This window comes from Pseudomonas marginalis, from assembly GCF_900105325.1.
GTDB lineage: Bacteria > Pseudomonadota > Gammaproteobacteria > Pseudomonadales > Pseudomonadaceae > Aquipseudomonas > Aquipseudomonas marginalis.
This window is the reverse complement of record NZ_FNSU01000003.1, coordinates 4,420,420-4,445,562: the sequence shown is the minus strand read 5'-3', so window position 1 is coordinate 4,445,562 and position 25,143 is coordinate 4,420,420. Positions and strand designations below refer to the sequence as shown.

General features: G+C 56.4%; 22 protein-coding genes. 19 read left to right on the top strand and 3 right to left on the bottom strand.

The features are described from left to right. Window positions 1–30: 30 nt before the first annotated feature. The 3 genes from BLW22_RS30025 to BLW22_RS30015 all read right to left on the bottom strand — a co-directional run bounded on the left by BLW22_RS30025 (window position 31) and on the right by BLW22_RS30015 (window position 4,012). The gene (locus BLW22_RS30025; RefSeq protein ID WP_074848074.1) at window positions 31–2,469 is read right to left on the bottom strand and encodes a TonB-dependent siderophore receptor; all 2,439 of its coding nucleotides are present in this window, start codon (window positions 2,467–2,469) and stop codon (window positions 31–33) included. Between the two features lie 92 nt (window positions 2,470–2,561). Next, on the bottom strand, window positions 2,562–3,506 hold the full coding sequence (locus BLW22_RS30020) for a FecR domain-containing protein (protein ID WP_065946445.1): 945 nt from the start codon (window positions 3,504–3,506) through the stop codon (window positions 2,562–2,564). Further along, window positions 3,506–4,012: a sigma-70 family RNA polymerase sigma factor gene (locus tag BLW22_RS30015; RefSeq protein ID WP_065926804.1), complete on the bottom strand. Its 507-nt coding sequence runs from the start codon at window positions 4,010–4,012 to the stop codon at window positions 3,506–3,508. Before BLW22_RS30015 ends, BLW22_RS30020 begins: the two co-directional genes overlap by 1 nt. A gap of 564 nt (window positions 4,013–4,576) precedes the next feature. On the opposite strand from BLW22_RS30015, the gene mnmG reads away from it, so the two are divergent. From mnmG to BLW22_RS29920, 19 genes are all read left to right on the top strand, one after another. Next, window positions 4,577–6,469: a tRNA uridine-5-carboxymethylaminomethyl(34) synthesis enzyme MnmG gene (gene mnmG, locus BLW22_RS30010; protein WP_027608172.1), complete on the top strand. Its 1,893-nt coding sequence runs from the start codon at window positions 4,577–4,579 to the stop codon at window positions 6,467–6,469. Next, complete coding sequence (rsmG, locus tag BLW22_RS30005) at window positions 6,466–7,110, top strand: 16S rRNA (guanine(527)-N(7))-methyltransferase RsmG (RefSeq protein WP_065926803.1); 645 nt, start codon at window positions 6,466–6,468, stop codon at window positions 7,108–7,110. Before mnmG ends, rsmG begins: the two co-directional genes overlap by 4 nt. Before the next feature lie 18 nt (window positions 7,111–7,128). Further along, window positions 7,129–7,926: a ParA family protein gene (locus tag BLW22_RS30000; RefSeq protein ID WP_016978715.1), complete on the top strand. Its 798-nt coding sequence runs from the start codon at window positions 7,129–7,131 to the stop codon at window positions 7,924–7,926. 9 nt (window positions 7,927–7,935) lie between these two features. After that, a complete protein-coding gene (locus BLW22_RS29995; protein WP_027608174.1) occupies window positions 7,936–8,808 on the top strand; it encodes a ParB/RepB/Spo0J family partition protein in 873 nt (290 codons plus the stop codon). A gap of 148 nt (window positions 8,809–8,956) precedes the next feature. Next, window positions 8,957–9,364, top strand: a complete 408-nt coding sequence (locus tag BLW22_RS29990; RefSeq protein ID WP_010565865.1) for a F0F1 ATP synthase subunit I — start codon at window positions 8,957–8,959, stop codon at window positions 9,362–9,364. Between the two features lie 16 nt (window positions 9,365–9,380). Further along, window positions 9,381–10,250 (top strand): F0F1 ATP synthase subunit A, encoded by an 870-nt coding sequence (atpB, locus tag BLW22_RS29985; protein WP_074848072.1) that lies wholly within the window; start codon window positions 9,381–9,383, stop codon window positions 10,248–10,250. A gap of 133 nt (window positions 10,251–10,383) precedes the next feature. Next, window positions 10,384–10,641 carry a F0F1 ATP synthase subunit C gene (atpE, locus tag BLW22_RS29980; RefSeq protein ID WP_002555987.1) on the top strand — a complete coding sequence of 86 codons (258 nt, stop codon included), beginning with the start codon at window positions 10,384–10,386 and terminating at the stop codon, window positions 10,639–10,641. 55 nt (window positions 10,642–10,696) lie between these two features. Further along, window positions 10,697–11,167 (top strand): F0F1 ATP synthase subunit B, encoded by a 471-nt coding sequence (locus BLW22_RS29975; protein WP_008439543.1) that lies wholly within the window; start codon window positions 10,697–10,699, stop codon window positions 11,165–11,167. Between the two features lie 12 nt (window positions 11,168–11,179). Continuing rightward, entirely contained in the window at window positions 11,180–11,716 is a 537-nt protein-coding gene (locus BLW22_RS29970; RefSeq protein ID WP_065926802.1) for a F0F1 ATP synthase subunit delta, read from the top strand. A 21-nt stretch (window positions 11,717–11,737) separates the two neighbouring features. Next, window positions 11,738–13,282: a F0F1 ATP synthase subunit alpha gene (gene atpA / locus BLW22_RS29965; protein ID WP_003177064.1), complete on the top strand. Its 1,545-nt coding sequence runs from the start codon at window positions 11,738–11,740 to the stop codon at window positions 13,280–13,282. Window positions 13,283–13,332: 50 nt separating this feature from the next. Continuing rightward, the gene (gene atpG / locus BLW22_RS29960) at window positions 13,333–14,193 is read left to right on the top strand and encodes a F0F1 ATP synthase subunit gamma (RefSeq protein ID WP_003195829.1); all 861 of its coding nucleotides are present in this window, start codon (window positions 13,333–13,335) and stop codon (window positions 14,191–14,193) included. A gap of 27 nt (window positions 14,194–14,220) precedes the next feature. Further along, entirely contained in the window at window positions 14,221–15,597 is a 1,377-nt protein-coding gene (gene atpD / locus BLW22_RS29955; protein ID WP_003177062.1) for a F0F1 ATP synthase subunit beta, read from the top strand. 44 nt (window positions 15,598–15,641) lie between these two features. After that, window positions 15,642–16,058 carry a F0F1 ATP synthase subunit epsilon gene (locus tag BLW22_RS29950; protein WP_003177061.1) on the top strand — a complete coding sequence of 139 codons (417 nt, stop codon included), beginning with the start codon at window positions 15,642–15,644 and terminating at the stop codon, window positions 16,056–16,058. A gap of 122 nt (window positions 16,059–16,180) precedes the next feature. After that, window positions 16,181–17,548, top strand: a complete 1,368-nt coding sequence (gene glmU / locus BLW22_RS29945; RefSeq protein ID WP_074848070.1) for a bifunctional UDP-N-acetylglucosamine diphosphorylase/glucosamine-1-phosphate N-acetyltransferase GlmU — start codon at window positions 16,181–16,183, stop codon at window positions 17,546–17,548. 227 nt (window positions 17,549–17,775) lie between these two features. Further along, window positions 17,776–18,543, top strand: coding sequence for a DeoR/GlpR family DNA-binding transcription regulator (locus BLW22_RS29940; protein ID WP_027608178.1), 768 nt, complete (start codon window positions 17,776–17,778; stop codon window positions 18,541–18,543). A 10-nt stretch (window positions 18,544–18,553) separates the two neighbouring features. After that, entirely contained in the window at window positions 18,554–20,386 is a 1,833-nt protein-coding gene (glmS, locus tag BLW22_RS29935; RefSeq protein ID WP_074848068.1) for a glutamine--fructose-6-phosphate transaminase (isomerizing), read from the top strand. Between the two features lie 280 nt (window positions 20,387–20,666). Beyond that, complete coding sequence (locus BLW22_RS29930; RefSeq protein ID WP_074848066.1) at window positions 20,667–21,521, top strand: TnsA endonuclease N-terminal domain-containing protein; 855 nt, start codon at window positions 20,667–20,669, stop codon at window positions 21,519–21,521. Further along, a complete protein-coding gene (locus tag BLW22_RS29925; RefSeq protein WP_074848064.1) occupies window positions 21,518–23,686 on the top strand; it encodes a Mu transposase C-terminal domain-containing protein in 2,169 nt (722 codons plus the stop codon). Before BLW22_RS29930 ends, BLW22_RS29925 begins: the two co-directional genes overlap by 4 nt. Then, on the top strand, window positions 23,683–25,134 hold the full coding sequence (locus BLW22_RS29920; protein WP_074848062.1) for an ATP-binding protein: 1,452 nt from the start codon (window positions 23,683–23,685) through the stop codon (window positions 25,132–25,134). The genes BLW22_RS29925 and BLW22_RS29920 overlap by 4 nt, the downstream gene beginning before the upstream one ends. Window positions 25,135–25,143: the final 9 nt, after the last annotated feature.

Genomic DNA, 25,143 nt, shown 5'->3' with positions numbered 1-25,143 from the left:
GAGCATTTTGATTCTTCAGGCCATCATCCATCACCAGTTGTACGAAACAGTCCCAAGCAGTGTACGACTGTCACCCCAGTAGCAGCGGCCCGCGTCGTTGCAGCCAGAAACATACTCCTTGTCGAACAGGTTCTTGGCGTTCACGTCCACTGACCAGTGCTTGTCGATCTGATAGCCGACGGCTGCGTCCACCAGAGTGACGCTCCCAGCATCCAGCTTTCCGTACAGGCTTGGCTGGGTGTAAGAAAACGTACTGTCGAAATAGCGCACACCGCCGCCCAGGGACAGGCCCTTGAGTTGGCCATCGAGGAAGCGGTACTTGCCCCACATCGAGGCCTGGTTGCGCGGAACCCCCGTCATCTGATGCCCCTCGACCAGCGAGGTAGCCGAGTCCTTGGTAATACGAGCGTCAGTGTAGGTGTAGGCTGCGGTCACATTCAGGTTGGGCGTGATGTTGCTGTTCACCTCGACCTCAGCACCTTTAGCCCGGCTTTCGCCCACCTGGCGGTAGCTGTTGGTGGTGGCGTCGAGGTAGGTGTCATCTTCCTTGCGCAAGTCATACACCGACAGGGTCATCGCTGTATCCCAGCCGACCGGTTCGTACTTCACACCCACTTCGTACTGACTGCTGGTGATCGGCTTCAACGGTGAACCGGCGTTGGAGATCTGCTGTACAGGCACAAATGCGGTGGAGTAGCTGACGTACGGCGTCAGGCCGTTGTCGAACTGGTACATCACCCCGCCCTGGTAGGTAAACTTGCGGTCTTCGGAGCCGGTATTGCTGGCCTTGTTGACCTTGTCGCGGAAATCACTGTCGACCCAGTCCTGGCGGCCACCCAGCAGGAACAACCAGTGGTCATACTTGCTCTGGATTTGTGCATAAACACCCTTCATCTGCTGCTCGAGCAAGGTGTTTTGCACAGCCACCGGGGTAAGCGGCTCACGCAGGTACACGGGGTTATACACATTGATGGTGCCGGCGAAGCCTGCGTCCCAATCCTGGTTGAACGAGGTGCGGTCATAACTGGCGCCGAACAGCACCGTATTTTCCAGGTCCCCGACCTGGAATTTGCCTTCCAACTGGTTATCCAGGGAGTAGACCATCGATTTGTTGTAGCGGTCGTAGGCCGTCATGTTCAGTTGGGTGCCGAAACCGCCATTGTTCAATGTGCCCGGCCAGGTTTCATGACGGTTGATGCGCGATTGCATGTACCGCGAGTTCTGGCGGAACTGCCACTCATCATTGAAGCTGTGGCTGAATTCGTAGCCGCTGCTCCAGGCTTCACGTTCGAACGTATTCCAGTCCGGGTCGCCGAGCATGGTGTGCTTGGACAGCTTTCCGTTCGGATTTGTAAGCAAGGTCCCCGCGGCGGGTAGGCCGAGTTCGAGATTGGTGTGGTCCTTTTGGTAATTGGCCAACAGAGTGAGCGTGTTGAAGTCGTCGAAATTCAGGGTCAATGAAGGCGCGATGTACAGGCGATCATCAGGAACATGGTCAGTCTGCGTATCAGACTTGCGGCCGAGCATCACCACCCGACCAAGGATATTGCCGCTATCGTTGAGTGGACCAGAGATATCCACACCCAACTGACGCCGATTATTCGAGCCATAACCGAGCTGCACTTCACCCTGCGGCGTGGCAGTCGGATGTTTGCTCACCAGGTTCACTAAGCCCCCAGGCGCGTTTTCACCGTACAGCAGGGAAGAGGGCCCACGGAAGATTTCGACCCGCTCCAGGCCATAAGGCTCACTGGTGGTGTCGTACCGATTGCCTTGTACGCGCAGGCCATCTCGCAGCAGGCCGTAGCCGTAATCCGTGGCATTGAAACCGCGGATGAAGAACAAGTCACCCGCGAGACCGTCGCCAGCAGCAAAGGGTGGCGCGAAAATACCTGGCACGTAGCCCAATACTTCAGTCAGGGTCTGCGACTTCTGGTCCTTGATGCGCTGGCCGGTGACGACCGATACCGAACGCGGTGTTTCCGACAGAGGTGTGCTGGTCTTGGTACCGATACGGCTGTTTTGCGCTTTGTAGCCCACATCCCCGGCAATCTCCTGAGTGAACCCAGCCTGTTGATAAGTGCTGACCGTGGTGGGCGCGAGCGTGAGTTGCCCTGTAGGAATGGCCTGCAGGACATAGCTGCCAGGCGCCTGGACCAGCGCTTGTAACCCCGAGTTCTGCAGCAACAATGCAAAGCCTTGCTCAACCGAATAGTCACCTTCCAGCCCGGTTGTATTCAAGCGCGCGGTTTGCTGGGGCGAGAAAGACAGAATCACATTCGCCCTGGCGGCAAATTGGCTCAAGGCATTGTCCAGGGGACCGGCCGCAATGACGTAATGCTGCACCGCGCTGGCGGCCATGGCGTCACTGGATAGCAAAACACCGGCTGTGGCTGCCGTGCCGAGCAGTAGGCTGCACGTCATACCGTGGTAGGAAAGTCGCTGGCGGAGCTTGGTGCGAAGGCGCATAGGTGGGTAAGCCCTGAAGGTGGCGTCGTGATTACCTTTAGGGCCGTGCCAGGTAAAAAAAAGATAACCCCTTGTGAGGATATTTTTTGCGATCAGGCGATTCGCTCCACCGAAACCCAATAGCGAGTGAAGTATTTCACCTGAATGGGCAAGGTTGCCTGCAGATTCGCCAGTACCGCATCGGTGGAATCCAGGCGGAAAGTCCCGGAAACACGTAGGCGTGCACAAGCCAAGTCGCATTTCAGGACACCGGCACGGTAGCGGGAAAGGTCTTCGATCACATCCCCGAGGCGAGCATCCAATACGATCAGCTGCCCATCGACCCAGGCTGCCTGGGATCCGCTATACGTGTGGTCAAGCCCTATGTTTTGACGATCAAAGTCAGCGCTTTCACCGGCACCGAGCAGTCGAGCATGGTTGGGCCGGTCACCAGGGGACACACTCACGCGATCCTTCAGAACACCGACACGCGTGGAATCTGGCAGCTGGCGCACTGTAAACCGAGTACCCAGTGCCTGGACTCGGCCTTGGCGGGTTTCGACATAAAAGGGCGTGTGCCCGCCCAACTTGCCGGTGTGGATAAGTACTTCACCTTCACGCAGCCGGATCAAACGTTGGCGCCCGTCGAATATCACGTCAATCGCCGTGCTGGTATTCAGATCAATCCGTGTGCCGTCAGCCAATGCGATACGCCGGCGTTCACCCACAGACGTCCGGTAGTCGGCCCATACATTGCCCAGGGAGGTGTGTTGCTGGACATTCCAGCCCAGGCACCCGGTACCGCCCATTACCAGCATCCACTTCAATACCTGACGACGTTGTTGCGTGGCCGACAATGCCCGGCGGGTGAAATCCTGGGGCAGGGCGCCGAGACTGCGCTGCAATTGCTCCATCTGGTTCCACGCCGCCTGATGGGACGGATCGCCGCTGAGCCATTGTTGCCAGGCAAGGCGTTCAGCAGCCGTAGGCGTTTGGGATTGAAACTGTACATACCAGTGAGCAGCGGCCTCGAAGGTCTTGCGATCGGGGGCGGCCATTACAGGCTGGCCATGATCAGCGAGCATTCAGTCAATGCACGGATCATGTGCTTCTTCACCGTGGTCAGCGACACCTGCAGTTCATCGGCGATCTGTTGATAAGTCAGCCCCTCGATCTGCGACAACAGGAAGATCCGTCGCGCTCGCTCACCGAGTCCGGACAGGGCTTTATCCACAGCCACCAGCGTCTCGATGATGATGGCTTTGTCTTCTTCATTGATGGCCGTGGCTTCAGGCCGTTCGGCCAAGGTTTGCTTGTAGGCCTGTTCGATGGCATGCCGGCGATAACGGTCAATCACCAGGCCCCTGGCGATGGTCGCCAGGTAGTCACGCGGTTCAACGATCTGCGCCGCATGCCGCCCACCCAGAATGCGCACGAACGTATCGTGCGCCACATCGGCTGCATCGCAGGCGTTATGCAACTTACCTTTGAGCCACCCGTGCAACCAGGAGTGGTGCTGCTCGTAGATGTTCTGAACCGCAGCCGTGTGTGAAGAAGGGGACATAGGGCATGACAAGCTAAGTTAATGATAATCGCTATTATTAACTGCCTGGCTGTTTTCTCACAATAGATCTCTTTTTGACGTGCTCACCCCCGAATAGAAAGATTCGGTTGGCTTCGTCGTGGGCGAAATTCACACGATTGCACGGATTTCTGTGGATTAAGCCCTGTGAATAACTGCCCGTGGGCCCAGTTGATAACAGGGCTCGAAACCTGAGTAAAAACCCATCTGTGGATAACCACCTGTTTAATCCACAGGCTTAAAGCACTTATCCAAGGGCCTCATTGGCACATGACCACAGACTTTTGAATCGCTGTACACATTGTAAATAAAGGCCTGTAGAGATCTATCCACAGAAACGGTGCCCAGTAGAAATAAACATAAAAACAAAGATTTAATAAATTTCTCTCTTTTAATTTCTATTGTCTGTGATTCATCCACAGCTGGTTAAATTTTGTGCAAAGGGTTCTTTAGGAAGGGCGAAGTCCCTATACTTGCCGCCAAAGCTCCAAAACCCTTTCAACAAACAATTCCTGATTACCTACATAAGCAGGCACGAGGTGCGTGGTGGATTTCCCTTCCCGTTTTGAAGTGATCGTCATCGGCGGCGGTCATGCCGGTACCGAGGCAGCACTGGCGTCAGCACGCATGGGCGTAAAAACCCTGTTGCTGACGCATAACGTGGAAACCCTCGGCGCCATGAGTTGCAACCCCGCCATTGGTGGGATCGGCAAAAGCCATCTGGTCAAGGAAATCGACGCCCTTGGTGGCGTGATGGCCGAGGCTACCGACAAGGGTGGTATTCAATTTCGCGTGCTCAACAGCCGCAAAGGCCCGGCCGTGCGTGCCACTCGGGCCCAGGCAGACCGCATCCTGTACAAAGCCGCGGTCCGCGAAACCCTGGAAAACCAGCCCAACCTGTGGATATTTCAACAAGCCGCCGATGACTTGATCGTCGAACAGGACGTGGTTCGCGGTGTTGTCACCCAAATGGGCCTGCGTTTCTTCGCAGAATCCGTGGTGTTGACCACCGGTACGTTCCTCGGCGGACTTATCCACATCGGCATGCAGAACTATTCGGGTGGCCGCGCCGGTGATCCGCCGTCGATTGCCCTGGCAAAACGCCTGCGCGAATTGCCGCTGCGCGTCGGTCGCCTGAAAACCGGGACCCCACCGCGTATCGACGGGCGTTCCGTGGATTTCTCGGTGATGACTGAACAAGCTGGCGATACACCGATTCCGGTAATGTCGTTCATGGGTTCCAAGGAGCAACACCCCAAACAGGTGAGCTGCTGGATTACCCATACCAATGCGCGCACTCACGAAATCATTGCCGCGAACCTCGACCGTTCGCCGATGTACTCCGGGGTGATCGAAGGTATTGGCCCACGTTACTGCCCGTCGATCGAAGACAAGATCCACCGCTTTGCCGACAAGGAAAGCCATCAGGTGTTCATCGAGCCCGAAGGCCTGACTACCCATGAGCTGTACCCGAACGGGATTTCCACTTCCCTGCCGTTCGATGTGCAAATCCAGATCGTGCAATCGATTCGCGGCATGGAAAACGCACACATCGTGCGTCCGGGCTACGCCATCGAATACGACTACTTCGACCCGCGTGATTTGAAGTACAGCCTGGAAACCAAGGTTATCGGCGGTCTGTTCTTCGCTGGGCAAATCAACGGCACCACCGGCTACGAAGAAGCCGGCGCCCAGGGTTTGCTGGCCGGGACCAACGCCGCATTGCGTGCACAAGGCAAAGACAGCTGGTGCCCGCGTCGCGATGAAGCGTATATCGGCGTGTTGGTCGACGACCTGATTACCCTGGGAACCCAGGAACCGTATCGGATGTTCACTTCCCGAGCGGAATACCGCCTGATCCTGCGGGAAGACAACGCCGACCTGCGCCTGACCGAAAAAGGCCGTGAACTGGGGCTGGTCGACGATGCGCGCTGGGCGGCCTTCTGCAAAAAACGCGAAAGCATCGAGCTTGAAGAGCAGCGCCTGAAAAGTACCTGGGTTCGCCCCGGGACCGAGCAGGGCGACGCGATTGCGGAAAAATTCGGCACGCCGCTGACTCATGAATACAACCTGCTGAACCTGCTGTCCCGTCCGGAAATCGACTACGCCGGTCTGGTCGAAGTGACCGGCGGCGGCGCCGATGATCCACAGGTTGCCGAGCAGGTCGAAATCAAGACCAAGTACGCCGGTTACATTGACCGCCAGCAGGACGAGATCGCTCGTCTGCGCGCCAGTGAAGACACCAGGCTGCCTGTGGATATCGACTACACCGGTATTTCCGGATTGTCGAAAGAAATCCAAAGCAAGCTGGGGATAACTCGCCCCGAGACCCTCGGCCAGGCTTCACGTATCCCGGGCGTCACCCCTGCAGCTATTTCGCTGTTGATGATTCATTTGAAAAAACGCGGCGCGGGCCGTCAGTTGGAGCAAAGCGCTTGAGTTCGTTGGTCACCTCGCAACACGCCGAAGAGTTATCCACAGGTGCGCGCCAATTGGGCGTGGACTTGACCGAGGCCCAGCACGATTTGCTGCTGGGTTACCTGGCCCTGTTGATCAAATGGAACAAGGCTTACAACCTGACGGCTGTGCGTGATCCCGACGAAATGGTTTCCCGTCACTTGCTCGACAGTCTGAGCGTGATGCCGTTTATCGAAAACGGTCGTTGGCTCGATGTCGGCAGTGGTGGCGGTATGCCTGGCATCCCACTGGCTATCCTGTTTCCTGAATCGCAAGTGACCTGCCTGGACAGCAACGGCAAGAAAACCCGCTTCCTGACCCAGGTCAAGCTCGAACTCAAGCTGGATAACCTGCAAGTTATCCACAGTCGCGTCGAAGCCTTCACGCCTGAACTGCCGTTCAACGGAATTGTTTCCCGGGCGTTCAGCAGCATGGAGAACTTCAGCAACTGGACCCGTCACCTGGGCGACCGCGACACCCGCTGGCTGGCAATGAAGGGCGTCCATCCAAGCGATGAGCTGTTAGCATTGCCGGCAGACTTCCACCTCGATAGCGAACATGCCTTGGCCGTACCCGGTTGCCAAGGCCAACGCCATCTGCTGATACTGCGCCGCACGGCATGATTGGGAACACAAGCAAGAATGGCTAAGGTATTCGCGATAGCGAACCAGAAAGGTGGCGTGGGCAAAACCACCACCTGCATCAACCTCGCAGCATCCCTGGTCGCCACCAAGCGCCGGGTGCTGTTGATCGATCTCGATCCACAGGGCAACGCCACCATGGGTAGCGGTGTGGATAAACACGGCTTGGAAAACTCGGTCTACGACTTGCTGATTGGCGAGTGCGACCTGGCCCAGGCCATGCACTACTCCGAGCATGGCGGTTATCAACTGCTGCCGGCCAACCGCGATTTGACTGCGGCGGAAGTGGTGCTGCTGGAAATGCAGATGAAGGAAAGCCGTCTGCGCAGCGCGTTGGCACCGATCCGCGAGAATTACGACTACATTTTGATCGACTGCCCACCGTCGCTGTCGATGCTCACGCTTAACGCATTGGTGGCTGCCGATGGGGTGATTATCCCCATGCAGTGCGAGTACTACGCGCTGGAAGGGTTGAGCGACCTTGTGGATAACATCAAGCGTATCGCCGAGCTGCTCAACCCGAACCTGCAGATCGAAGGCCTGCTGCGGACCATGTTCGATCCGCGCCTGAGCCTGATGAACGATGTGTCGGCGCAGCTCAAGGAACACTTTGGCGACCAGCTGTACGACACCGTGATTCCACGCAACATCCGCCTGGCCGAAGCGCCAAGCTATGGCATGCCCGCGCTGGCGTACGACAAATCATCCCGTGGTGCCATTGCCTACCTGGCATTGGCCGGCGAGATGGTTCGTCGTCAACGCCGCAACTCACGCACCGCTGCAGCCCAGCCAACTTAAGGAATCCCCATGGCCGTCAAGAAACGAGGTCTCGGACGTGGACTGGATGCACTGCTGAGTGGTCCGACCGTCACATCGCTTGAAGAACAAGCGGTGCAGGCTGACGAACGCGAGCTGCAGCACCTGCCCCTGGACCTGATCCAGCGCGGCAAATACCAGCCACGCCGGGACATGGACCCCCAGGCGCTGGAGGAACTGGCCAATTCGATCAAGGCCCAGGGCGTGATGCAGCCGATTGTGGTGCGCCCGATCGGCGGCGGCCGCTTTGAAATCATTGCCGGTGAACGCCGCTGGCGCGCCAGCCAGCAGGCAGGCAAGGACACCATCCCGGCAATGGTGCGCGATGTAACGGATGAAACCGCCATCGCCATGGCGTTGATCGAGAATATCCAGCGTGAAGACCTCAATCCGATCGAGGAAGCGATCGCCTTGCAGCGTTTGCAGCAGGAATTCCAGCTGACCCAGCAACAGGTCGCCGAGGCCGTGGGTAAATCCCGTGTCACCGTGTCCAACTTGCTGCGCCTGATCGCGCTGCCGGAAGTCATCAAGACCATGTTGTCCCATGGCGACCTCGAGATGGGCCACGCCCGTGCTTTGCTCGGTTTGCCGGAAAATCAACAGGTTGAAGGGGCGCGACACGTTGTCGCACGAGGGCTCACCGTTCGTCAGACCGAGGCCCTGGTTCGCCAGTGGCTCAGCGGCAAACCTGCACCGGTCGAAACGGCCAAACCTGATCCGGATATCGCGCGTCTCGAGCAGCGCCTGGCCGAGCGCCTGGGCTCTGCGGTACAAATTCGCCACGGCAAGAAAGGCAAAGGGCAATTGGTCATCGGATATAACTCCCTTGATGAGCTTCAGGGCGTCCTTGCCCACATCCGCTGAAACATTTGCTTATGTAGCGCGTGATCGGAAATCACTACCCGGCAGTTGAATAGGGGCAGAACCGCCCCTATACTCTGCGCGCATTTTGTCGGCACAAATTATGCCAAGTTATTGATTTCCGGCAGCCGACTATTGAGGAGCAAGAGTGATGGAAACCCGCACGCCAAACACGTTGCCCTTCCATCGCTTGGCTGTTTTTCCGGTTTTATTGGCTCAATTTGTCATCTTGCTGATCGCCGCATTGGCGCTTTGGTACTGGCATGGAGTCGTAGCCGGATATTCAGGACTTTGCGGAGGCCTGATAGCCTTGCTGCCCAATATGTATTTTGCTCACAGGGCCTTTCGGTTTTCCGGCGCCCGAGCAGCCCAGGCTATCGTCCGGTCTTTTTATGCCGGCGAGGCGGGGAAACTGATTTTGACGGCAGTGCTGTTTGCACTGACCTTTGCAGGTGTGAAGCCATTGGCGCCGCTGGCTGTATTCGGCGTCTTCGTGTTGACCCAACTGGTCAGCTGGTTCGCTCCCCTGCTGATGAAAACAAGACTTTCGAAACCTTAGGGCGTTTGAGGCAACCATGGCAGAAACAACCGCTTCGGGCTATATCCAGCACCACTTGCAGAACCTGACCTTCGGTCAGATTCCCAACGGCGGCTGGGGCTTTGCCCACTCCGCAGCAGAAGCCAAAGAAATGGGCTTCTGGGCTTTCCACCTGGATACTCTGGGCTGGTCGGTCGCTTTGGGTCTGATCTTCGTCCTGATTTTCCGCATGGCGGCAAAGAAGGCGACTTCCGGTCAGCCAGGTGCTTTGCAGAACTTCGTTGAAGTACTGGTCGAATTCGTCGATGGCAGCGTGAAAGACAGCTTCCATGGCCGTAGCCCGGTGATTGCACCGTTGGCACTGACCATCTTCGTCTGGGTGTTCCTGATGAACGCCGTCGACCTGATCCCGGTTGACTGGATCCCTCAGTTGGCCATGGCGATTTCCGGCGACCCGCACATTCCATTCCGTGCCGTATCGACCACTGACCCGAACGCTACCCTGGGCATGGCCCTGTCGGTATTTGCGTTGATCATTTTCTACAGCATCAAGATCAAGGGCATCGGCGGCTTCATCGGCGAACTGACCCTGCACCCGTTCGGCAGCAAGAACATCTTCGTTCAAGCCCTGCTGATCCCGGTGAACTTCCTGCTGGAATTCGTCACCCTGATCGCCAAGCCGATCTCCCTGGCCCTGCGACTGTTCGGCAACATGTATGCCGGCGAGCTGGTGTTCATTCTGATCGCTGTGATGTTCGGCAGCGGCCTGCTCTGGCTTAGCGGCCTGGGCATTGTTCTGCAGTGGGCGTGGGCTGTGTTCCACATCCTGATCATCACCCTGCAGGCCTTCATCTTCATGATGCTGACCATCGTCTACCTGTCGATGGCGCACGAAGAGAACCATTAAGGCCAGTCTCGACTAGTCTGATGTCCTTCCCGGTGAAACGGGAAGGTGGCCCACCAGGGCTATGAAACGATTTGTTTTACCGCTTTAAAATCTAAAAAACCTAAACCATACGACGTAAAAGTCGGGAGGAAAGATGGAAACTGTAGTTGGTCTAACCGCTATCGCTGTTGCACTGTTGATCGGCCTGGGCGCCCTGGGTACTGCCATTGGTTTCGGCCTGCTGGGCGGCAAGTTCCTGGAAGGCGCAGCGCGTCAGCCAGAAATGGTTCCAATGCTGCAAGTTAAAATGTTCATCGTTGCCGGCCTGCTCGACGCCGTGACCATGATCGGCGTTGGTATCGCTCTGTTCTTCACCTTCGCGAACCCCTTCGTTGGTCAACTCGCCGGTTAATCACTCGTTTTTCGAGTGATTGGTGTGTTGTGCAACGAATGAGCGAGGTATTGGCGTGAACATTAATGCAACCATTATTGGTCAGTCCTTAGCGTTCTTGATTTTTGTCGTTTTCTGCATGAAGTTCGTATGGCCTCCGGTCATCGCGGCTTTGCACGAACGTCAAAAGAAGATCGCGGATGGACTGGACGCTGCCGCACGAGCAGCTCGCGACCTAGAGTTGGCCCAAGATAAAGCGGGTCAGCAACTGCGCGAAGCGAAAGCTCAAGCAGCCGAAATCATTGAGCAAGCCAAGAAACGCGGTAACCAGATTGTTGAAGAGGCTGTTGAAAAAGCCCGTATCGACGCTGACCGTGTGAAGGTTCAGGCTCAAGCCGAGATCGAGCAGGAACTGAACGGTGTCAAAGATGCGCTGCGTGCCCAACTGGGTGCTCTGGCCGTCGGCGGTGCTGAGAAGATCCTGGGTGCCACAATCGATCAAAACGCGCACGCGGAGCTGGTTAACAAACTGGCTGCTGAAATTTAAGCGAGGGCGATCATGGCAGAATTGACCACGTTGGCCCGACCTTACGCTAAGGCAGCCTTCGAGCACGCCCAGGCCCACCAGCAGCTGGCCTCTTGGTCAGCCATGCTCGGCCTGGCTGCAGCAGTGTCGCAAGACGGCACCATGCAGCGCGTGCTCAAGGCCCCGCGACTGACGAGCGCAGACAAGGCCGCCACTTTTATTGAAGTGTGCGGCGACAAGTTTGATGTGAAAGTGCAGAACTTCATCAATGTCATCGCCGAAAACGACCGTCTCCTGCTTTTGCCGGAGATTGCCGCTCTGTTCGACCTGTACAAGGCCGAGCAAGAGAAATCGATAGACGTTGAAGTGACCAGTGCTTTTGCATTGAACCAAGAACAGCAAGACAAACTCGCCAAGGTTCTCAGTGCACGACTCGACCGGGAAGTGCGCCTGCAAGTTGCGGAAGACCCATCCCTTATTGGGGGTGTTGTCATTCGCGCCGGCGACCTGGTTATCGATGGCTCGATTCGCGGCAAACTCGCGAATCTTGCCGAAGCATTGAAATCTTGAGTTTGAAGGGGCAGCAGAGCAATGCAGCAACTCAATCCTTCCGAAATAAGTGAAATTATCAAGGGCCGCATCGACAAGCTCGATGTGACCTCCCAAGCCCGTAACGAAGGCACTGTCGTCAGCGTATCTGACGGCATCGTGCGGATTCACGGTCTGGCCGACGTTATGTACGGCGAGATGATCGAGTTTCCGGGCGGCGTCTACGGTATGGCCCTCAACCTGGAGCAAGACTCCGTAGGTGCCGTTGTATTGGGCGCGTACACCAGTCTGGCTGAAGGCATGAGCGCCAAGTGCACTGGCCGCATCCTGGAGGTTCCGGTTGGTAAGGAATTGCTGGGTCGCGTAGTCGACGCACTGGGTAACCCTGTTGACGGTAAAGGTCCACTGGGCAACACCGAGACCGACGCGGTCGAGAAAGTTGCTCCAGGCGTGATCTGGCGTAAGTCGGTAGACCAGCCTGTACAGACTGGCTACAAGGCTGTCGATGCCATGATCCCAGTCGGCCGTGGCCAGCGTGAGCTGATCATCGGTGACCGTCAGATCGGTAAAACCGCTCTGGCGATCGACGCGATCATCAACCAGAAGAACAGCGGCATTTTCTGCGTCTACGTAGCGATCGGTCAGAAGCAATCGACCATCGCCAACGTCGTTCGCAAGCTGGAAGAAAACGGCGCCCTGGCCAACACGATCATCGTGGCTGCCAGTGCTTCGGAATCTCCTGCGCTGCAATTCCTGGCACCGTACTCCGGTTGCACCATGGGTGAATTCTTCCGCGACCGCGGTGAAGACGCGCTGATCGTTTATGACGATCTGTCCAAGCAAGCAGTGGCTTACCGCCAGATTTCCCTGCTGCTGCGTCGTCCACCAGGCCGTGAAGCCTACCCAGGCGACGTGTTCTATCTCCACTCCCGTCTGCTGGAGCGCGCATCCCGCGTTTCGGAAGAGTACGTAGAGAAGTTCACCAACGGCGCAGTGACCGGCAAAACCGGTTCCTTGACCGCACTGCCGATCATCGAAACCCAGGCTGGCGACGTTTCCGCGTTCGTTCCGACCAACGTGATTTCCATCACCGACGGTCAGATCTTCCTGGAATCGGCCATGTTCAACTCGGGCATCCGCCCTGCAGTGAACGCCGGTGTTTCGGTATCCCGTGTGGGTGGTGCCGCTCAGACCAAGATCATCAAGAAGCTCTCCGGTGGTATCCGTACCGCTCTGGCTCAGTACCGTGAACTGGCCGCATTCGCCCAGTTCGCTTCTGACCTGGACGAAGCGACCCGTAAGCAACTTGAGCATGGTCAGCGCGTTACCGAGCTGATGAAGCAGAAGCAATACGCCCCAATGTCGATCGCTGACATGGCGTTGTCGCTGTATGCCGCTGAGCGTGGGTTCCTGACCGACGTTGAAATCGCCAAGGTCGGCAGCTTTGAACAAGCGCTGATTGCTTACTTCAACCGCGATCACGCCGAATTGATGGCGAAGATCAACGTGAAGGGTGACTTCAATGACGATATCGACGCTGGCATGAAAGCCGGTATCGAGAAGTTCAAGGCCACCCAAACCTGGTAAGCCGCAGCGGGAGCCGCAAGGCTCCCGCTTGCTAACCTGATAGGTGTTACATGGCAGGCGCAAAAGAGATTCGCAGTAAGATTGCGAGCATCAAAAGCACGCAAAAAATTACCAGCGCCATGGAAAAAGTGGCGGTCAGCAAAATGCGCAAGGCACAAATGCGCATGGCTGCTAGCCGTCCTTATGCGGAGCGTATCCGCCAGGTAATTGGGCATCTGGCCAACGCCAACCCGGAATACCGCCACCCTTTCATGATCGAACGCGCCGTCAAGCGTGTGGGTTATGTGGTAGTGAGCAGTGACCGTGGTTTGTGCGGTGGTTTGAATACCAACCTGTTCAAGGCCCTGGTCAAGGACATGGCGGTAAACCGCGAAAACGGCGTCGAGATCGATCTGTGTGTTGTTGGTAGCAAGGGTGCGGCCTTTTTCCGCAACTTCGGCGGTAACGTCGTTGCAGCTATCAGCCACCTGGGTGAAGAGCCGTCGATCAATGATTTGATCGGCAGTGTGAAGGTGATGCTGGATGCGTACCTGGAAGGCCGGATTGACCGCCTCTCCGTGGTATCCAACAAGTTCATCAACACCATGACCCAGCAGCCAACCGTGGAGCAATTGATTCCACTGGTGGCGACTCCGGATCAGGAACTCAAGCACCACTGGGACTACCTCTACGAACCAGACGCCAAAGAGCTGCTTGACGGCTTGATGGTGCGCTACGTGGAGTCGCAGGTGTACCAGGCGGTGGTCGAGAACAACGCAGCTGAACAAGCGGCGCGGATGATCGCGATGAAAAACGCTACCGATAACGCCGGTGATCTGATCAGCGATTTGCAGCTGATCTACAACAAGGCGCGTCAGGCTGCGATCACCCAAGAGATCTCGGAAATCGTCGGCGGCGCTGCCGCGGTTTAACGGTTCAAATATTCAGAGGATCCAGCTATGAGTAGCGGACGTATCGTTCAAATCATCGGCGCCGTTATCGACGTGGAATTTCCACGCGACAGCGTACCGAGCATCTACAACGCGCTGAAAGTACAAGGCGCGGAAACTACTCTGGAAGTTCAGCAGCAGCTGGGCGACGGCGTAGTTCGTACCATTGCGATGGGTTCCACCGAAGGCTTGAAGCGCGGTCTGGACGTTATCGACTCCGGCGCTGCCATCTCCGTACCGGTCGGTAAAGCGACCCTGGGCCGGATCATGGACGTACTGGGCAACCCGATTGACGAAGCTGGCCCGATTGACACTGAAGAGCGCTGGGGCATTCACCGTCCAGCACCTTCGTTCGCGGAACAAGCTGGCGGCAACGACCTGCTGGAAACCGGCATCAAGGTTATCGACCTGGTTTGCCCGTTCGCCAAGGGCGGTAAAGTCGGTCTGTTCGGTGGTGCCGGTGTAGGCAAGACCGTAAACATGATGGAACTGATCCGTAACATCGCCATCGAGCACAGCGGTTATTCCGTGTTCGCCGGTGTGGGTGAGCGTACTCGTGAGGGTAACGACTTCTACCACGAGATGAAGGACTCCAACGTTCTGGACAAAGTGGCACTGGTCTACGGTCAGATGAACGAGCCGCCGGGAAACCGTCTGCGCGTAGCACTGACTGGCCTGACCATGGCCGAGAAGTTCCGTGACGAAGGTAACGACGTTCTGCTGTTCGTCGACAACATCTACCGTTACACCCTGGCCGGTACTGAAGTATCCGCACTGCTGGGCCGTATGCCTTCCGCAGTAGGTTACCAGCCGACCCTGGCTGAAGAGATGGGCGTTCTGCAGGAACGTATCACTTCGACCAAGGAAGGTTCGATCACTTCGATCCAAGCGGTATACGTACCTGCGGATGACTTGACCGACCCATCGCCTGCGACCACCTTCGCCCACTTGGACGCCACCGTCGTTCTGTCCCGTGACATCGCTTCCCTGGGTATCTACCCAGCGGTCGATCCACTCGACTCGACTTCGCGCCAGCTGGACCCGAACGTGATCGGCCAGGAGCACTACGACACCGCTCGCGGCGTTCAGTACGTGCTGCAGCGTTACAAAGAACTGAAGGACATCATTGCGATCCTGGGTATGGACGAGCTGTCGGAAGCCGACAAGCAGTTGGTAAACCGTGCTCGTAAGATCCAGCGCTTCTTGTCGCAGCCGTTCTTCGTGGCTGAAGTCTTCACCGGTGCTTCGGGTAAATACGTTTCCCTGAAAGACACCATTGCTGGCTTCAAAGGCATCCTCAACGGTGACTACGACCACCTGCCAGAACAAGCGTTCTACATGGTCGGCGGCATCGAAGAAGCGATCGAGAAAGCCAAGAAACTGTAATCCAGGCGCCCGGAAACGGGCGCTCATCAGGTTGAGGCAATCAGATGGCTATGACAGTCCATTGCGATATCGTCAGCGCGGAAGGGGAAATCTTCTCCGGTCTGGTAGAAATGGTGATTGCACACGGCGAACTCGGTGACCTGGGTATTGCCATGGGCCACGCGCCATTGATCACCAGCTTGAAGCCAGGTCCGATCACTCTGACCAAGCAAGGCGGGGAAAAGGAGGTGTTTTACATCTCCGGTGGTTTCCTTGAGGTTCAGCCGAACATGGTCAAGGTACTTGCCGACACCGTGCAACGTGCTGGCGACCTGGATGAAGCCTCCGCTCAGGAAGCCGTCAAGGCTGCCGAGAAGGCCCTGAACGAAAAGGGTGCGGACTTCGACTACAGCGCTGCTGCTGTACGTCTGGCCGAGGCTGCAGCTCAGCTGCGCACGCTCCAGCAGATCCGCAAGAAGTAAGCGGCGAAGCCGTGACGCTTATGCGCGATTGATTAAAAAGGGTAGCCTCGGCTACCCTTTTTCTTTTTTAGCAAAACACATCTTTGGTCTGAAGCCGGACCGCCCAGGATTGGTAGCCATTCATGTCTCTTGAAATCGTCATTCTCGCCGCAGGCCAGGGCACCCGCATGCGTTCGGCCTTGCCCAAGGTGCTGCACCCGGTCGCGGGCAATTCCATGCTTGGGCATGTTATCCACAGCGCTCGTCAATTGGACCCACAACGTATCCACGTGGTGATCGGCCACGGTGCTGATGTGGTGCGCGAGCGCCTGGCGGCGGATGACCTGAATTTCGTATTACAGGACAAACAACTGGGCACCGGCCACGCCACCGCGCAAGCTGTGCCGTTCATTACCGCTGACACCGTGCTGATCCTCTACGGTGACGTGCCGCTGATCGAAGTGGAAACCCTGCAACGCCTGCTCAAGCATGTGGCGCCCGGCCAGATGGGCCTGCTCACCGTTGAGCTGGATGACCCCACCGGTTACGGGCGCATCGTGCGCGGTGCCGACGGCAAGGTCGCGGCGATCGTCGAGCACAAGGACGCCAGTGAAGCCCAGCGGGCTATCACCGAAGGCAACACCGGCATCCTTGCGGTGCCTGCCAATAAGCTCGCCGACTGGATGAGCCGCCTGTCCAACAACAACGCCCAGGGCGAGTACTACCTCACCGACGTGATCGAGATGGCCGTGAGTGATGGCCTGCTGGTCGCCACCGAACAGCCCCACGACCCGATGGAAGTGCAGGGCGCCAATGATCGCAAGCAGCTTGCAGAGCTCGAGCGTCACTACCAACTGCGTGAAGGCCGCCGCCTGATGGCCAAGGGCGTGACCCTGCGCGACCCTGCGCGTTTTGACGTCCGCGGTGAGGTCACCGTGGGCCGCGATGTGCTGATCGACATCAACGTGATCCTTGAAGGCCGCGTGATCATCGAAGACGACGTGGTCATTGGCCCGAACTGCGTGATCAAGGACAGCACCCTGCGCAAGGGGGTGGTGATCAAGGCCAACAGCCATATCGACGGCGCCGTAATGGGCGAGGGCAGCGATGCCGGTCCGTTTGCGCGGTTGCGTCCGGGCACTGTGATGGGCGCCAGGGCGCACGTCGGCAATTTCGTCGAACTGAAAAACGCGCAAATGGGCGACGACGCAAAGGCCGGTCACCTGGCTTATCTGGGGGATGCGGTGATCGGTGCGCGCAGCAACATCGGCGCTGGCGCGATCACCTGCAACTACGACGGTGCCAACAAGTACCAGACCACCATTGGCGAGGACGTATTCATCGGCTCGAATAATTCGCTGATTGCACCTGTGACGATCGGCGATGGTTCGAACACTGCCGCGGGCTCAACCATCAACCAGGATGTGGATAAGTCCCAACTGGCCGTGGCCCGTGCACGCCAACGTAACATCGACGGCTGGAAACGCCCGGTCAAAATCAAAAAGACCTGAGTTATCCACAGTCTCATCAGCAGCGCTATCCAAATGTGGGAGGGGCTTGCCCCCGATGGCGGATTTTCAGTCAATGTTTTAGTCGACTGATCTCCTGCAATCGGGGGCAAGCCCCCTCCCACATTTGTCGTGCGTTGCTTGAAAAATCTGTTTCCGACGCTTGACGATATCTTCTCAATAGGTTTTGATTGCCTTCTTTATCTTTCGAAACGAAACTTATCATCGCCATGTCGAAACGAAATACACCCCAACGACGCCACAACATCCTGACCTTGCTCAACGAACAGGGCGAAGTCAGCGTGGACGAACTGGCCAAGCGTTTCGAAACCTCGGAAGTCACTATCCGCAAGGACTTGGCCGCGCTCGAAAGTAACGGCCTGTTGCTGCGTCGTTATGGTGGCGCGATCACCATGCCTCAGGAACTGGTCGGCGACCCCGCCCAACCGGTCTCGGCCTACAAACGTGCGATCGCCCGTGCTGCGGTGATGCGTTTGCGTGAACACGCCCGCATCATCATCGACAGCGGCAGCACCACCGCCGCCATGATCCCGGAACTGGGCCACCAGCCCGGCCTGGTGGTCATGACCAACTCCCTGCACGTGGCCAGCGCCTTGAGCGAACTGGAACACGAACCGGTGCTGTTGATGACCGGCGGCACCTGGGACCCGCATTCGGACTCGTTCCAGGGCCAGGTCGCCGAGCAGGTGTTGCGTTCCTACGACTTTGATCAACTGTTCATCGGCGCCGACGGTATCGATCTGCAGCGTGGCACCACCACCTTCAACGAATTACTGGGCCTGAGCCGTGTGATGGCCGAGGTCGCCCGTGAAGTGGTGGTGATGGTCGAATCCGACAAGATCGGCCGCAAGATTCCCAACCTGGAACTGCCCTGGAGCAGCGTCCATACCCTTATTACCGATGATCGCCTGCCGCTTGAGGCCCGCGACCAGATCCAAGCCCGCGGCATTACGCTGATATGCGCGGCAATCATCTAGGAGAAGCACCATGTGTGGAATTGTTGGCGCAGTCGCCGAACGTAACGTAACGGCCATCCTGCTTGAAGGCCTCAAGCGCCTGGAATACCGCGGCTACGACAGCGCGGGCGTGGCCGTCTTCACCAACGCGGGCAAGCTTGAGCGCATGCGCCGCCCAGGCAAGGTCAGCGAGTTGGAGCAGGCGTTGGCCGGCGAGCCGCTGGTAGGTCGCCTGGGGATTGCCCACACCCGCTGGGCTACCCACGGCGCACCGTGCGAGCGTAATGCCCACCCGCACTTCTCCGGTGACTTGGCGGTGGTGCACAACGGCATCATCGAAAACCACGAAGTGCTGCGCGAACAACTCAAGAGCATGGGCTACGTGTTCACCTCGGACACCGACACCGAAGTCATCGCCCACCTGCTCAACCACAAGCTCAAGGACCACAGCGACCTGACCACCGCCCTCAAGGCCACGGTCAAGGAACTGCACGGCGCCTACGGTCTGGCCGTGGTCAGCGCCAGCCAACCGGACCGCGTGGTTGCCGCCCGCAGTGGCAGCCCGCTGGTGATCGGCCTGGGCCTGGGAGAGAACTTCCTCGCCTCCGATCAACTGGCCCTGCGCCAGGTGACCGACCGCTTCATGTACCTGGAGGAGGGCGATATTGCTGACATTCGCCGTGAAAGCGTGGCGATCTGGGACGTGAACGGTAATTCCGTCGAACGCGAAGCCGTGCAATATCGCGACGGTGCCGAGGCCGCCGACAAAGGCGAGTTCCGCCACTTCATGCTCAAGGAAATCCACGAACAGCCATCCGTGGTGCAACGCACCCTGGAAGGCCGCCTTGGCGACAAGCAAGTGCTGGTCAATGCCTTCGGCCCGCAAGCCGCCGAGCTGTTCGCCAAAGTGCGCAATGTGCAGATTGTCGCCTGTGGCACCAGCTACCACGCCGGCATGGTTGCCCGTTACTGGCTGGAAGAACTGGCCGGCATCCCGTGCCAGGTCGAAGTCGCCAGCGAGTTCCGCTACCGCAAGGTAGTGGTGCAGCCCGACACCCTGTTCGTGACCATTTCCCAGTCCGGCGAAACCGCCGACACCCTGGCCGCGCTGCGCAACGCCAAGGAACTGGGCTTCCTCGCCAGCCTGGCGATCTGCAACGTCAGCATCAGCTCCCTGGTACGTGAGTCCGACCTGACCCTGCTGACCCAGGCCGGTCGCGAAATCGGTGTGGCCTCCACCAAAGCGTTCACCACCCAGTTGGTTGGCCTGTTGCTGCTGACCCTGTCCCTGGGCCAGGTTCGCGGCACCTTGGCTGCTGGCGTCGAAGCCACCCTGGTGGAAGAACTGCGCCGCCTGCCGACCCGCCTGGGCGAAGCCTTGGCCATGGACAGCACCGTGGAAAAAGTCGCCGAGCTGTTCGCCGACAAGAACCACACTCTGTTCCTCGGCCGTGGCGCGCAGTACCCGGTGGCGATGGAAGGCTCGCTGAAGCTCAAGGAAATTTCGTACATCCACGCCGAAGCCTACCCGGCCGGTGAGCTCAAACACGGCCCGTTGGCCCTGGTGGACGACGACATGCCGGTGGTCACCGTAGCGCCGAACAACGAACTGCTGGAGAAGCTCAAGTCCAACCTGCAGGAAGTCCGCGCCCGTGGCGGCCAACTGATCGTGTTCGCCGACGAAAAAGCCGGCATGACCAACGGCGAAGGCACCCACGTCATCAACATGCCGCACATCCACGACACCCTGTCGCCGATCCTCTACACCATCCCGCTGCAACTGCTGTCGTACTACGTCGCCGTGCTCAAAGGCACCGACGTTGACCAGCCGCGCAACCTGGCGAAGTCGGTGACGGTGGAGTAACCCGCTCCACCCTGGAGGCCCGCCTGGTTTTGAACAATATAGATTGACACTAATCAATATAGTTTGAAACGCGGAAACATAGATTGACACAAGGCTGAAACCCCCGTATCTACGGGGGTTTCTTCTTTCCAGGCTTTCCTTTGGTCTGGATTCATCGCTTCAGTTTTCAGCGGGTGTAGTCTAGAAATGCTTTAAATACGGTCGCTACGGTGGTCATGTTCTTCTACGACTTTTTCTCGGCAGGAGTTGAAGCGGTCCACATCGACTGAGGAGGCGTGGGTTGCGAGGTCGTAAGTTTGCATCACAGCAGGACATTGATCGGCACATTGCAAATGGATTTGGCGGAGGCGCCGGGGCGAGCTACGTGCCTTGGCTGCGGGTACAGGACGTTCCTTCGATCGGTCGTTCGCACAAGATTCAAGGCGTCAAGATCGACAGGATCCATCACTTGCTGTCAGATCTCGAGCGTTCTTACTTCCTTGTGTGTGAATTTTCAGAAGACGTCGTGGATATTCGTGAACAATACCCATTGCTCCCCTCAGAGCGGGCGCAAGCAATAGCAACGTCTATAAACGTACGCTTCCCCCGGTACCCTAGAACAACGCTGCCTTATGTGATGACGACCGACTTTCTACTAACTGTTAAGGACCAGAATGGAAATTTCAAGTCGGTAGCTAGAACTGTGAAGTATCGTTCTGATTTAGTAGACAAAGGAAGTAAACGCACGCTTGAAAAACTTGAGATTGAAAAGCGCTTTTGGCAGAGTCAAGGTGTCGATTGGAAAATCGTCACAGACGAGTTTTTCACACGAGATCTAATTAAAAACCTTGGGCTAATCAGAAAATACTCAAAACTCCCTCGTGATTTAATGAAAGTATCGCTGCATTCTAATTTTATTGATTGCTTGGCAAACAGCCGCGAATATCCGTGGACTTTGGCCACCTGTTTAAGAAAAATTGCATCCCTTCTGTCCATCTCCTATATCGACGCCCAAGCAATATTCTTCCATCTGGTTTGGAATAAGGTACTGAAAATCGACTTGGTTAGCTCTCCTCTACATCTTACTGGGCTAGTTCCTGACTTCGAAGTTATCCAGAACTCTATCGATATTTCGATGAAGGAGAAAATGTCATGAATTTTTTCGTAAATGACGTTTTTGAGCCTGTTACCGATTCGTCAGTTATCGGTACGATCGTTAGGCTCATTTACCTTGATGAAATGCATGACCTGGCTGTTGTGATTGACCTAGCTGATCCTCCCAGGCAGCCATACGCTATTAGTCTTGAAGAGCTGCATCGATCGGTATCGGGTGGTGATACGAAACCAGTGACCATCGCCACACCCGAGTTCATGCTTGTGCTTGAGGATCAGTTGGACGAGGCAGCCAAGCTGGGCCGAGACGAAAAATGGGCCATCATTGCCCCTCTGCTAGATCCTGACTACCCAGGGCGAATATTCGCACGGGGGGAATTTGGCCCGTTGGTTAGCAAAAGAGCTTCAGACTTGGGGATTCAGCGGAAGAAGATTTATCGGCTTCTTTACCGTTATTGGATTTATGGTCAAATCCGAAACTCCTTGCTCAATAATTATTCAGCGGTAGGTGTTTCCGATAGAAAATATGATCCGAGTAAGCCTCCAGGTCGAAAGCCTAAATTTCAAGGCGTTCTTACACCGTCTTCCAAGATGCTTAGCGCTGTTGATAAAAAGTGTATTCGTGTTGGGTATGCGCTTTATGTGAAAGATAAAAAATCTTCTATTTCGAGCGCATATGACGAAATGTTGAGAAGATTCTACTCGGTTCGAGATATCTCGAAAAACAGCGAAGAAGAGCTTCATTTGCTTCCGAGTTCAGAAATACCCAGCTTGAGGCAGTTTAGATATTGGGGCCAAATCTTTTTTGACGAAATAGAAACTGAGCGTGGCCGTAAAGGTTTGAGGAGGTGGCTGAAAGACTGCCGCCCGCTTTCAGGTACTGTTCGCGATTGGCTGCGTGGACCATGTCACCAGTTTGAAATCGACGCAACTATTGCCGATATTTATTTGGTCAACAGCTACTCTAGAAGGATGCTCATAGGCCGCCCTATAGTTTATATCGTAGTGGATAGCTTTTCCGGAATGATCGTTGGTCTCTATGTGGGGTTGGAAGGCCCCAGTTGGAATGGGGCGAGGCAGGCGCTATTCAACGCGTTTACTTCAAAGGTCGCGTTTTGCGCGCAGAACGGCGTTGAAATCAACGCAGATGACTGGGATTGTCACCACTTGCCCCACCAGATTTATGCCGACAGGGGCGAGATGCTCTCACTTGCAGCAGAAGGGCTTTCGTCAGGCTTGGGGATTGAGATGGGCACTGCCCCGCCATATCGGCCGGATTGGAAGCCTATGGTAGAGAGTCGGTTTGGCATTTTGAATGATCTGACGGGCATTAGATGGCTACCTGGCGGGGTAGCTGCGCGTGATAAAGAGCGAGGCGAGCGAGACTACCGGCTCGATGCCACCCTCACGCTTAAAGAATTCACACAGATCCTCATCAACTGCGTGCTCCACTATAACCGGCATCATCGTCAGCCTGACCGGCTGACGCAGGCAATGATGAATGACGGCGTTGAACCCACACCCAACGGAATATGGAGTTGGGCTTGCGAGAACGATCTGGTCGAATCTAACAAACGCCCCGACGAGATGGTTTACCTCCACCTCCTGCCCCGAGAGCGCGCGACCGTTCAAAAGGGTGGAGTGATGTTTCGCGGAATGCACTACGTGTGTGATATGGCCGTAGAGAAAAATTGGTTTGCCAAAGCTCGCAAAGGGGGAGTCTGGTCAATAGAGTGTTGGTTCGATCCGAACTCTGCTGCGCACATTTGGATCCAGGGTGATGCCAAGCAGTTTATCCGTTGTGATCTTCGACAATCGGATGCCAGTTACGCGAACTACCGCTCGGACGAAATTTTTGACCTGCTCGAAGCCTATCGCCAGAAACCACCAACTCACCGACGAGCTGAGCTGGAAAGCCGTGTGCAACTTAGCGATCAAGTCCATCAGATCATCACCAATGCCCTTTCTGAAAGAGAGCTGGAGCCTGCTCCTTCCACCAAGGCCGAGGCCACAGGAAACATCCGCGAAAACCGCGCCGAAGAACGGCTCCGTGAGCGTGAAAATGCGGTTGTACCAGCAGGTGTCAGGGCTGAGCCAGCTTCTCGACAATCTGAATCGACATCGACAGCGCGTGACTCATATGCCGGCGAGCGCACCGCGCAGGTTATCGATTTGCTCAAAAGAATACGGCCAGGACAGGCACAATGAAAGGTGCACAGACGTTTGCCAATTACGTCAAACAGGATATTCGTGAGTATGCCGGAAATCCGCTAATTGAAGCTTTGCCTCCAATACTCTCGGAGGCGACGGCTATAGAGCTGATCTCGAATTTTCCTCAGCCGGTGGATCCGAAAGAGCTGAGCCTCGAAGGAGCCACTCGAATTCACTGTATCGACCGTTTGAGAACAGTGGTACAGCCGTTTCTGTTGCACTTGGAACTGGAGGCTCTCTTCTCGCTGCTCATCCGTCGAGGGTATGTTGGGCGCAACCCGATGTCGCCCGCTACCGTCCGGCATTTGCATTCTTTATCCGGTGCTCAGCGTTACCACGATGCGTTCAAATCCACCGCAGAGACATTTACCGTCGTCGGCCTGAGCGGCATTGGGAAGTCGACGGCACTTCACGCCATTTTGAGCCTTTATCCACAGACAATCCGTCATGAGCGCTATGAGGGGAGGCAGTTTGTTCATACCCAAATTACTTGGCTGAAGCTTGACTGCCCTCGGGATGGATCACTGGCTGGGTTTTGCCAGCAGTTTTTTTATGCGGTTGGGGATGCTCTAGGGGACAAGGACTACCACAAGCGCTACAGGCACCGAAACATCAATGATGCGCTGCAACAGATGGAGCAGGTGGCGAGTACATTTTTCATCGGCGCCTTGTTGATCGACGAGCTGCAAAACCTCCACCTGGCGAAAACTGGTGGTAAGGAGAGCATGCTGAATTTTTTTCTGCACTTGGTTAACAACATCGGTATTCCGGTCGTTTTCAGTGGCACGAACTCGATGATTAGCCTGTTCTCAGAAGTGATGCGTACGGCCCGCCGAGTCTGTGGAGCCGGTACGCTCGAATTCAAACGCTTCGAGAAAGATGATGAGGAGTGGCGGTTGTTGGTCGAAAATCTTTGGAGCTATCAGTGGTGCAAGCAGACCGCTGAGCTGACCGACGAAATTTTAGACACACTGTATGAGCACACCCAAGGCGTCACAGATTTCTTGGTCAAGCTGCTGGTATTGAGTCAGCGATACGCGGTTCAGAGTGGCTCCGAGTGTTTGACTGCCGAGACTTTGGTGAAGGTCAGCAACTCAAAAATGCAGATTCTCAAGCCAGCCCTTTCGGCTCTGCGTAGCCGAGATCCGAAGCGCATGCGGCAGTTCGACGATTTGCTGCCGATTGAGGAGCAACTGAACGAAATGATGGTTTTCGACGGGTTGGCCCGAGCGGACCGCCTTTCCTTACTCCGAGGCGTTGTTTCCCGTGAAAAGCCGGCAGATACATCTCCCGCGAAAGAGCGCCAATCTCCGGTTGCTGCTGCAGTGGAAAGCTCAGAGGCTAAATCGTTAAGTGAACACGACAATCCTCTCGATGCACTGCGAGCTGCGGACTGGCTTAACGAGGATCTATTTGAGTTCTCGCCGATTTATCAGAAAGAGTAAGTAGGGGGT

Excerpts from the sequence above, each read along its gene's own strand:
- BLW22_RS30025 (WP_074848074.1), bottom strand. The coding sequence starts at position 2,469 with ATGCGCCTTCGCACCAAGCTCCGCCAGCGACTTTCCTACCACGGTATG.
- BLW22_RS30020 (WP_065946445.1), bottom strand. The coding sequence starts at position 3,506 with ATGGCCGCCCCCGATCGCAAGACCTTCGAGGCCGCTGCTCACTGGTAT.
- BLW22_RS30015 (WP_065926804.1), bottom strand. The coding sequence starts at position 4,012 with ATGTCCCCTTCTTCACACACGGCTGCGGTTCAGAACATCTACGAGCAG.
- BLW22_RS30000 (WP_016978715.1), top strand. The coding sequence starts at position 7,129 with ATGGCTAAGGTATTCGCGATAGCGAACCAGAAAGGTGGCGTGGGCAAA.
- BLW22_RS29995 (WP_027608174.1), top strand. The coding sequence starts at position 7,936 with ATGGCCGTCAAGAAACGAGGTCTCGGACGTGGACTGGATGCACTGCTG.
- BLW22_RS29990 (WP_010565865.1), top strand. The coding sequence starts at position 8,957 with ATGGAAACCCGCACGCCAAACACGTTGCCCTTCCATCGCTTGGCTGTT.
- atpB (WP_074848072.1), top strand. The coding sequence starts at position 9,381 with ATGGCAGAAACAACCGCTTCGGGCTATATCCAGCACCACTTGCAGAAC.
- atpE (WP_002555987.1), top strand. The coding sequence starts at position 10,384 with ATGGAAACTGTAGTTGGTCTAACCGCTATCGCTGTTGCACTGTTGATC.
- BLW22_RS29970 (WP_065926802.1), top strand. The coding sequence starts at position 11,180 with ATGGCAGAATTGACCACGTTGGCCCGACCTTACGCTAAGGCAGCCTTC.
- atpA (WP_003177064.1), top strand. The coding sequence starts at position 11,738 with ATGCAGCAACTCAATCCTTCCGAAATAAGTGAAATTATCAAGGGCCGC.
- atpG (WP_003195829.1), top strand. The coding sequence starts at position 13,333 with ATGGCAGGCGCAAAAGAGATTCGCAGTAAGATTGCGAGCATCAAAAGC.
- atpD (WP_003177062.1), top strand. The coding sequence starts at position 14,221 with ATGAGTAGCGGACGTATCGTTCAAATCATCGGCGCCGTTATCGACGTG.
- BLW22_RS29950 (WP_003177061.1), top strand. The coding sequence starts at position 15,642 with ATGGCTATGACAGTCCATTGCGATATCGTCAGCGCGGAAGGGGAAATC.
- glmU (WP_074848070.1), top strand. The coding sequence starts at position 16,181 with ATGTCTCTTGAAATCGTCATTCTCGCCGCAGGCCAGGGCACCCGCATG.
- BLW22_RS29940 (WP_027608178.1), top strand. The coding sequence starts at position 17,776 with ATGTCGAAACGAAATACACCCCAACGACGCCACAACATCCTGACCTTG.
- glmS (WP_074848068.1), top strand. The coding sequence starts at position 18,554 with ATGTGTGGAATTGTTGGCGCAGTCGCCGAACGTAACGTAACGGCCATC.
- BLW22_RS29925 (WP_074848064.1), top strand. The coding sequence starts at position 21,518 with ATGAATTTTTTCGTAAATGACGTTTTTGAGCCTGTTACCGATTCGTCA.
- BLW22_RS29920 (WP_074848062.1), top strand. The coding sequence starts at position 23,683 with ATGAAAGGTGCACAGACGTTTGCCAATTACGTCAAACAGGATATTCGT.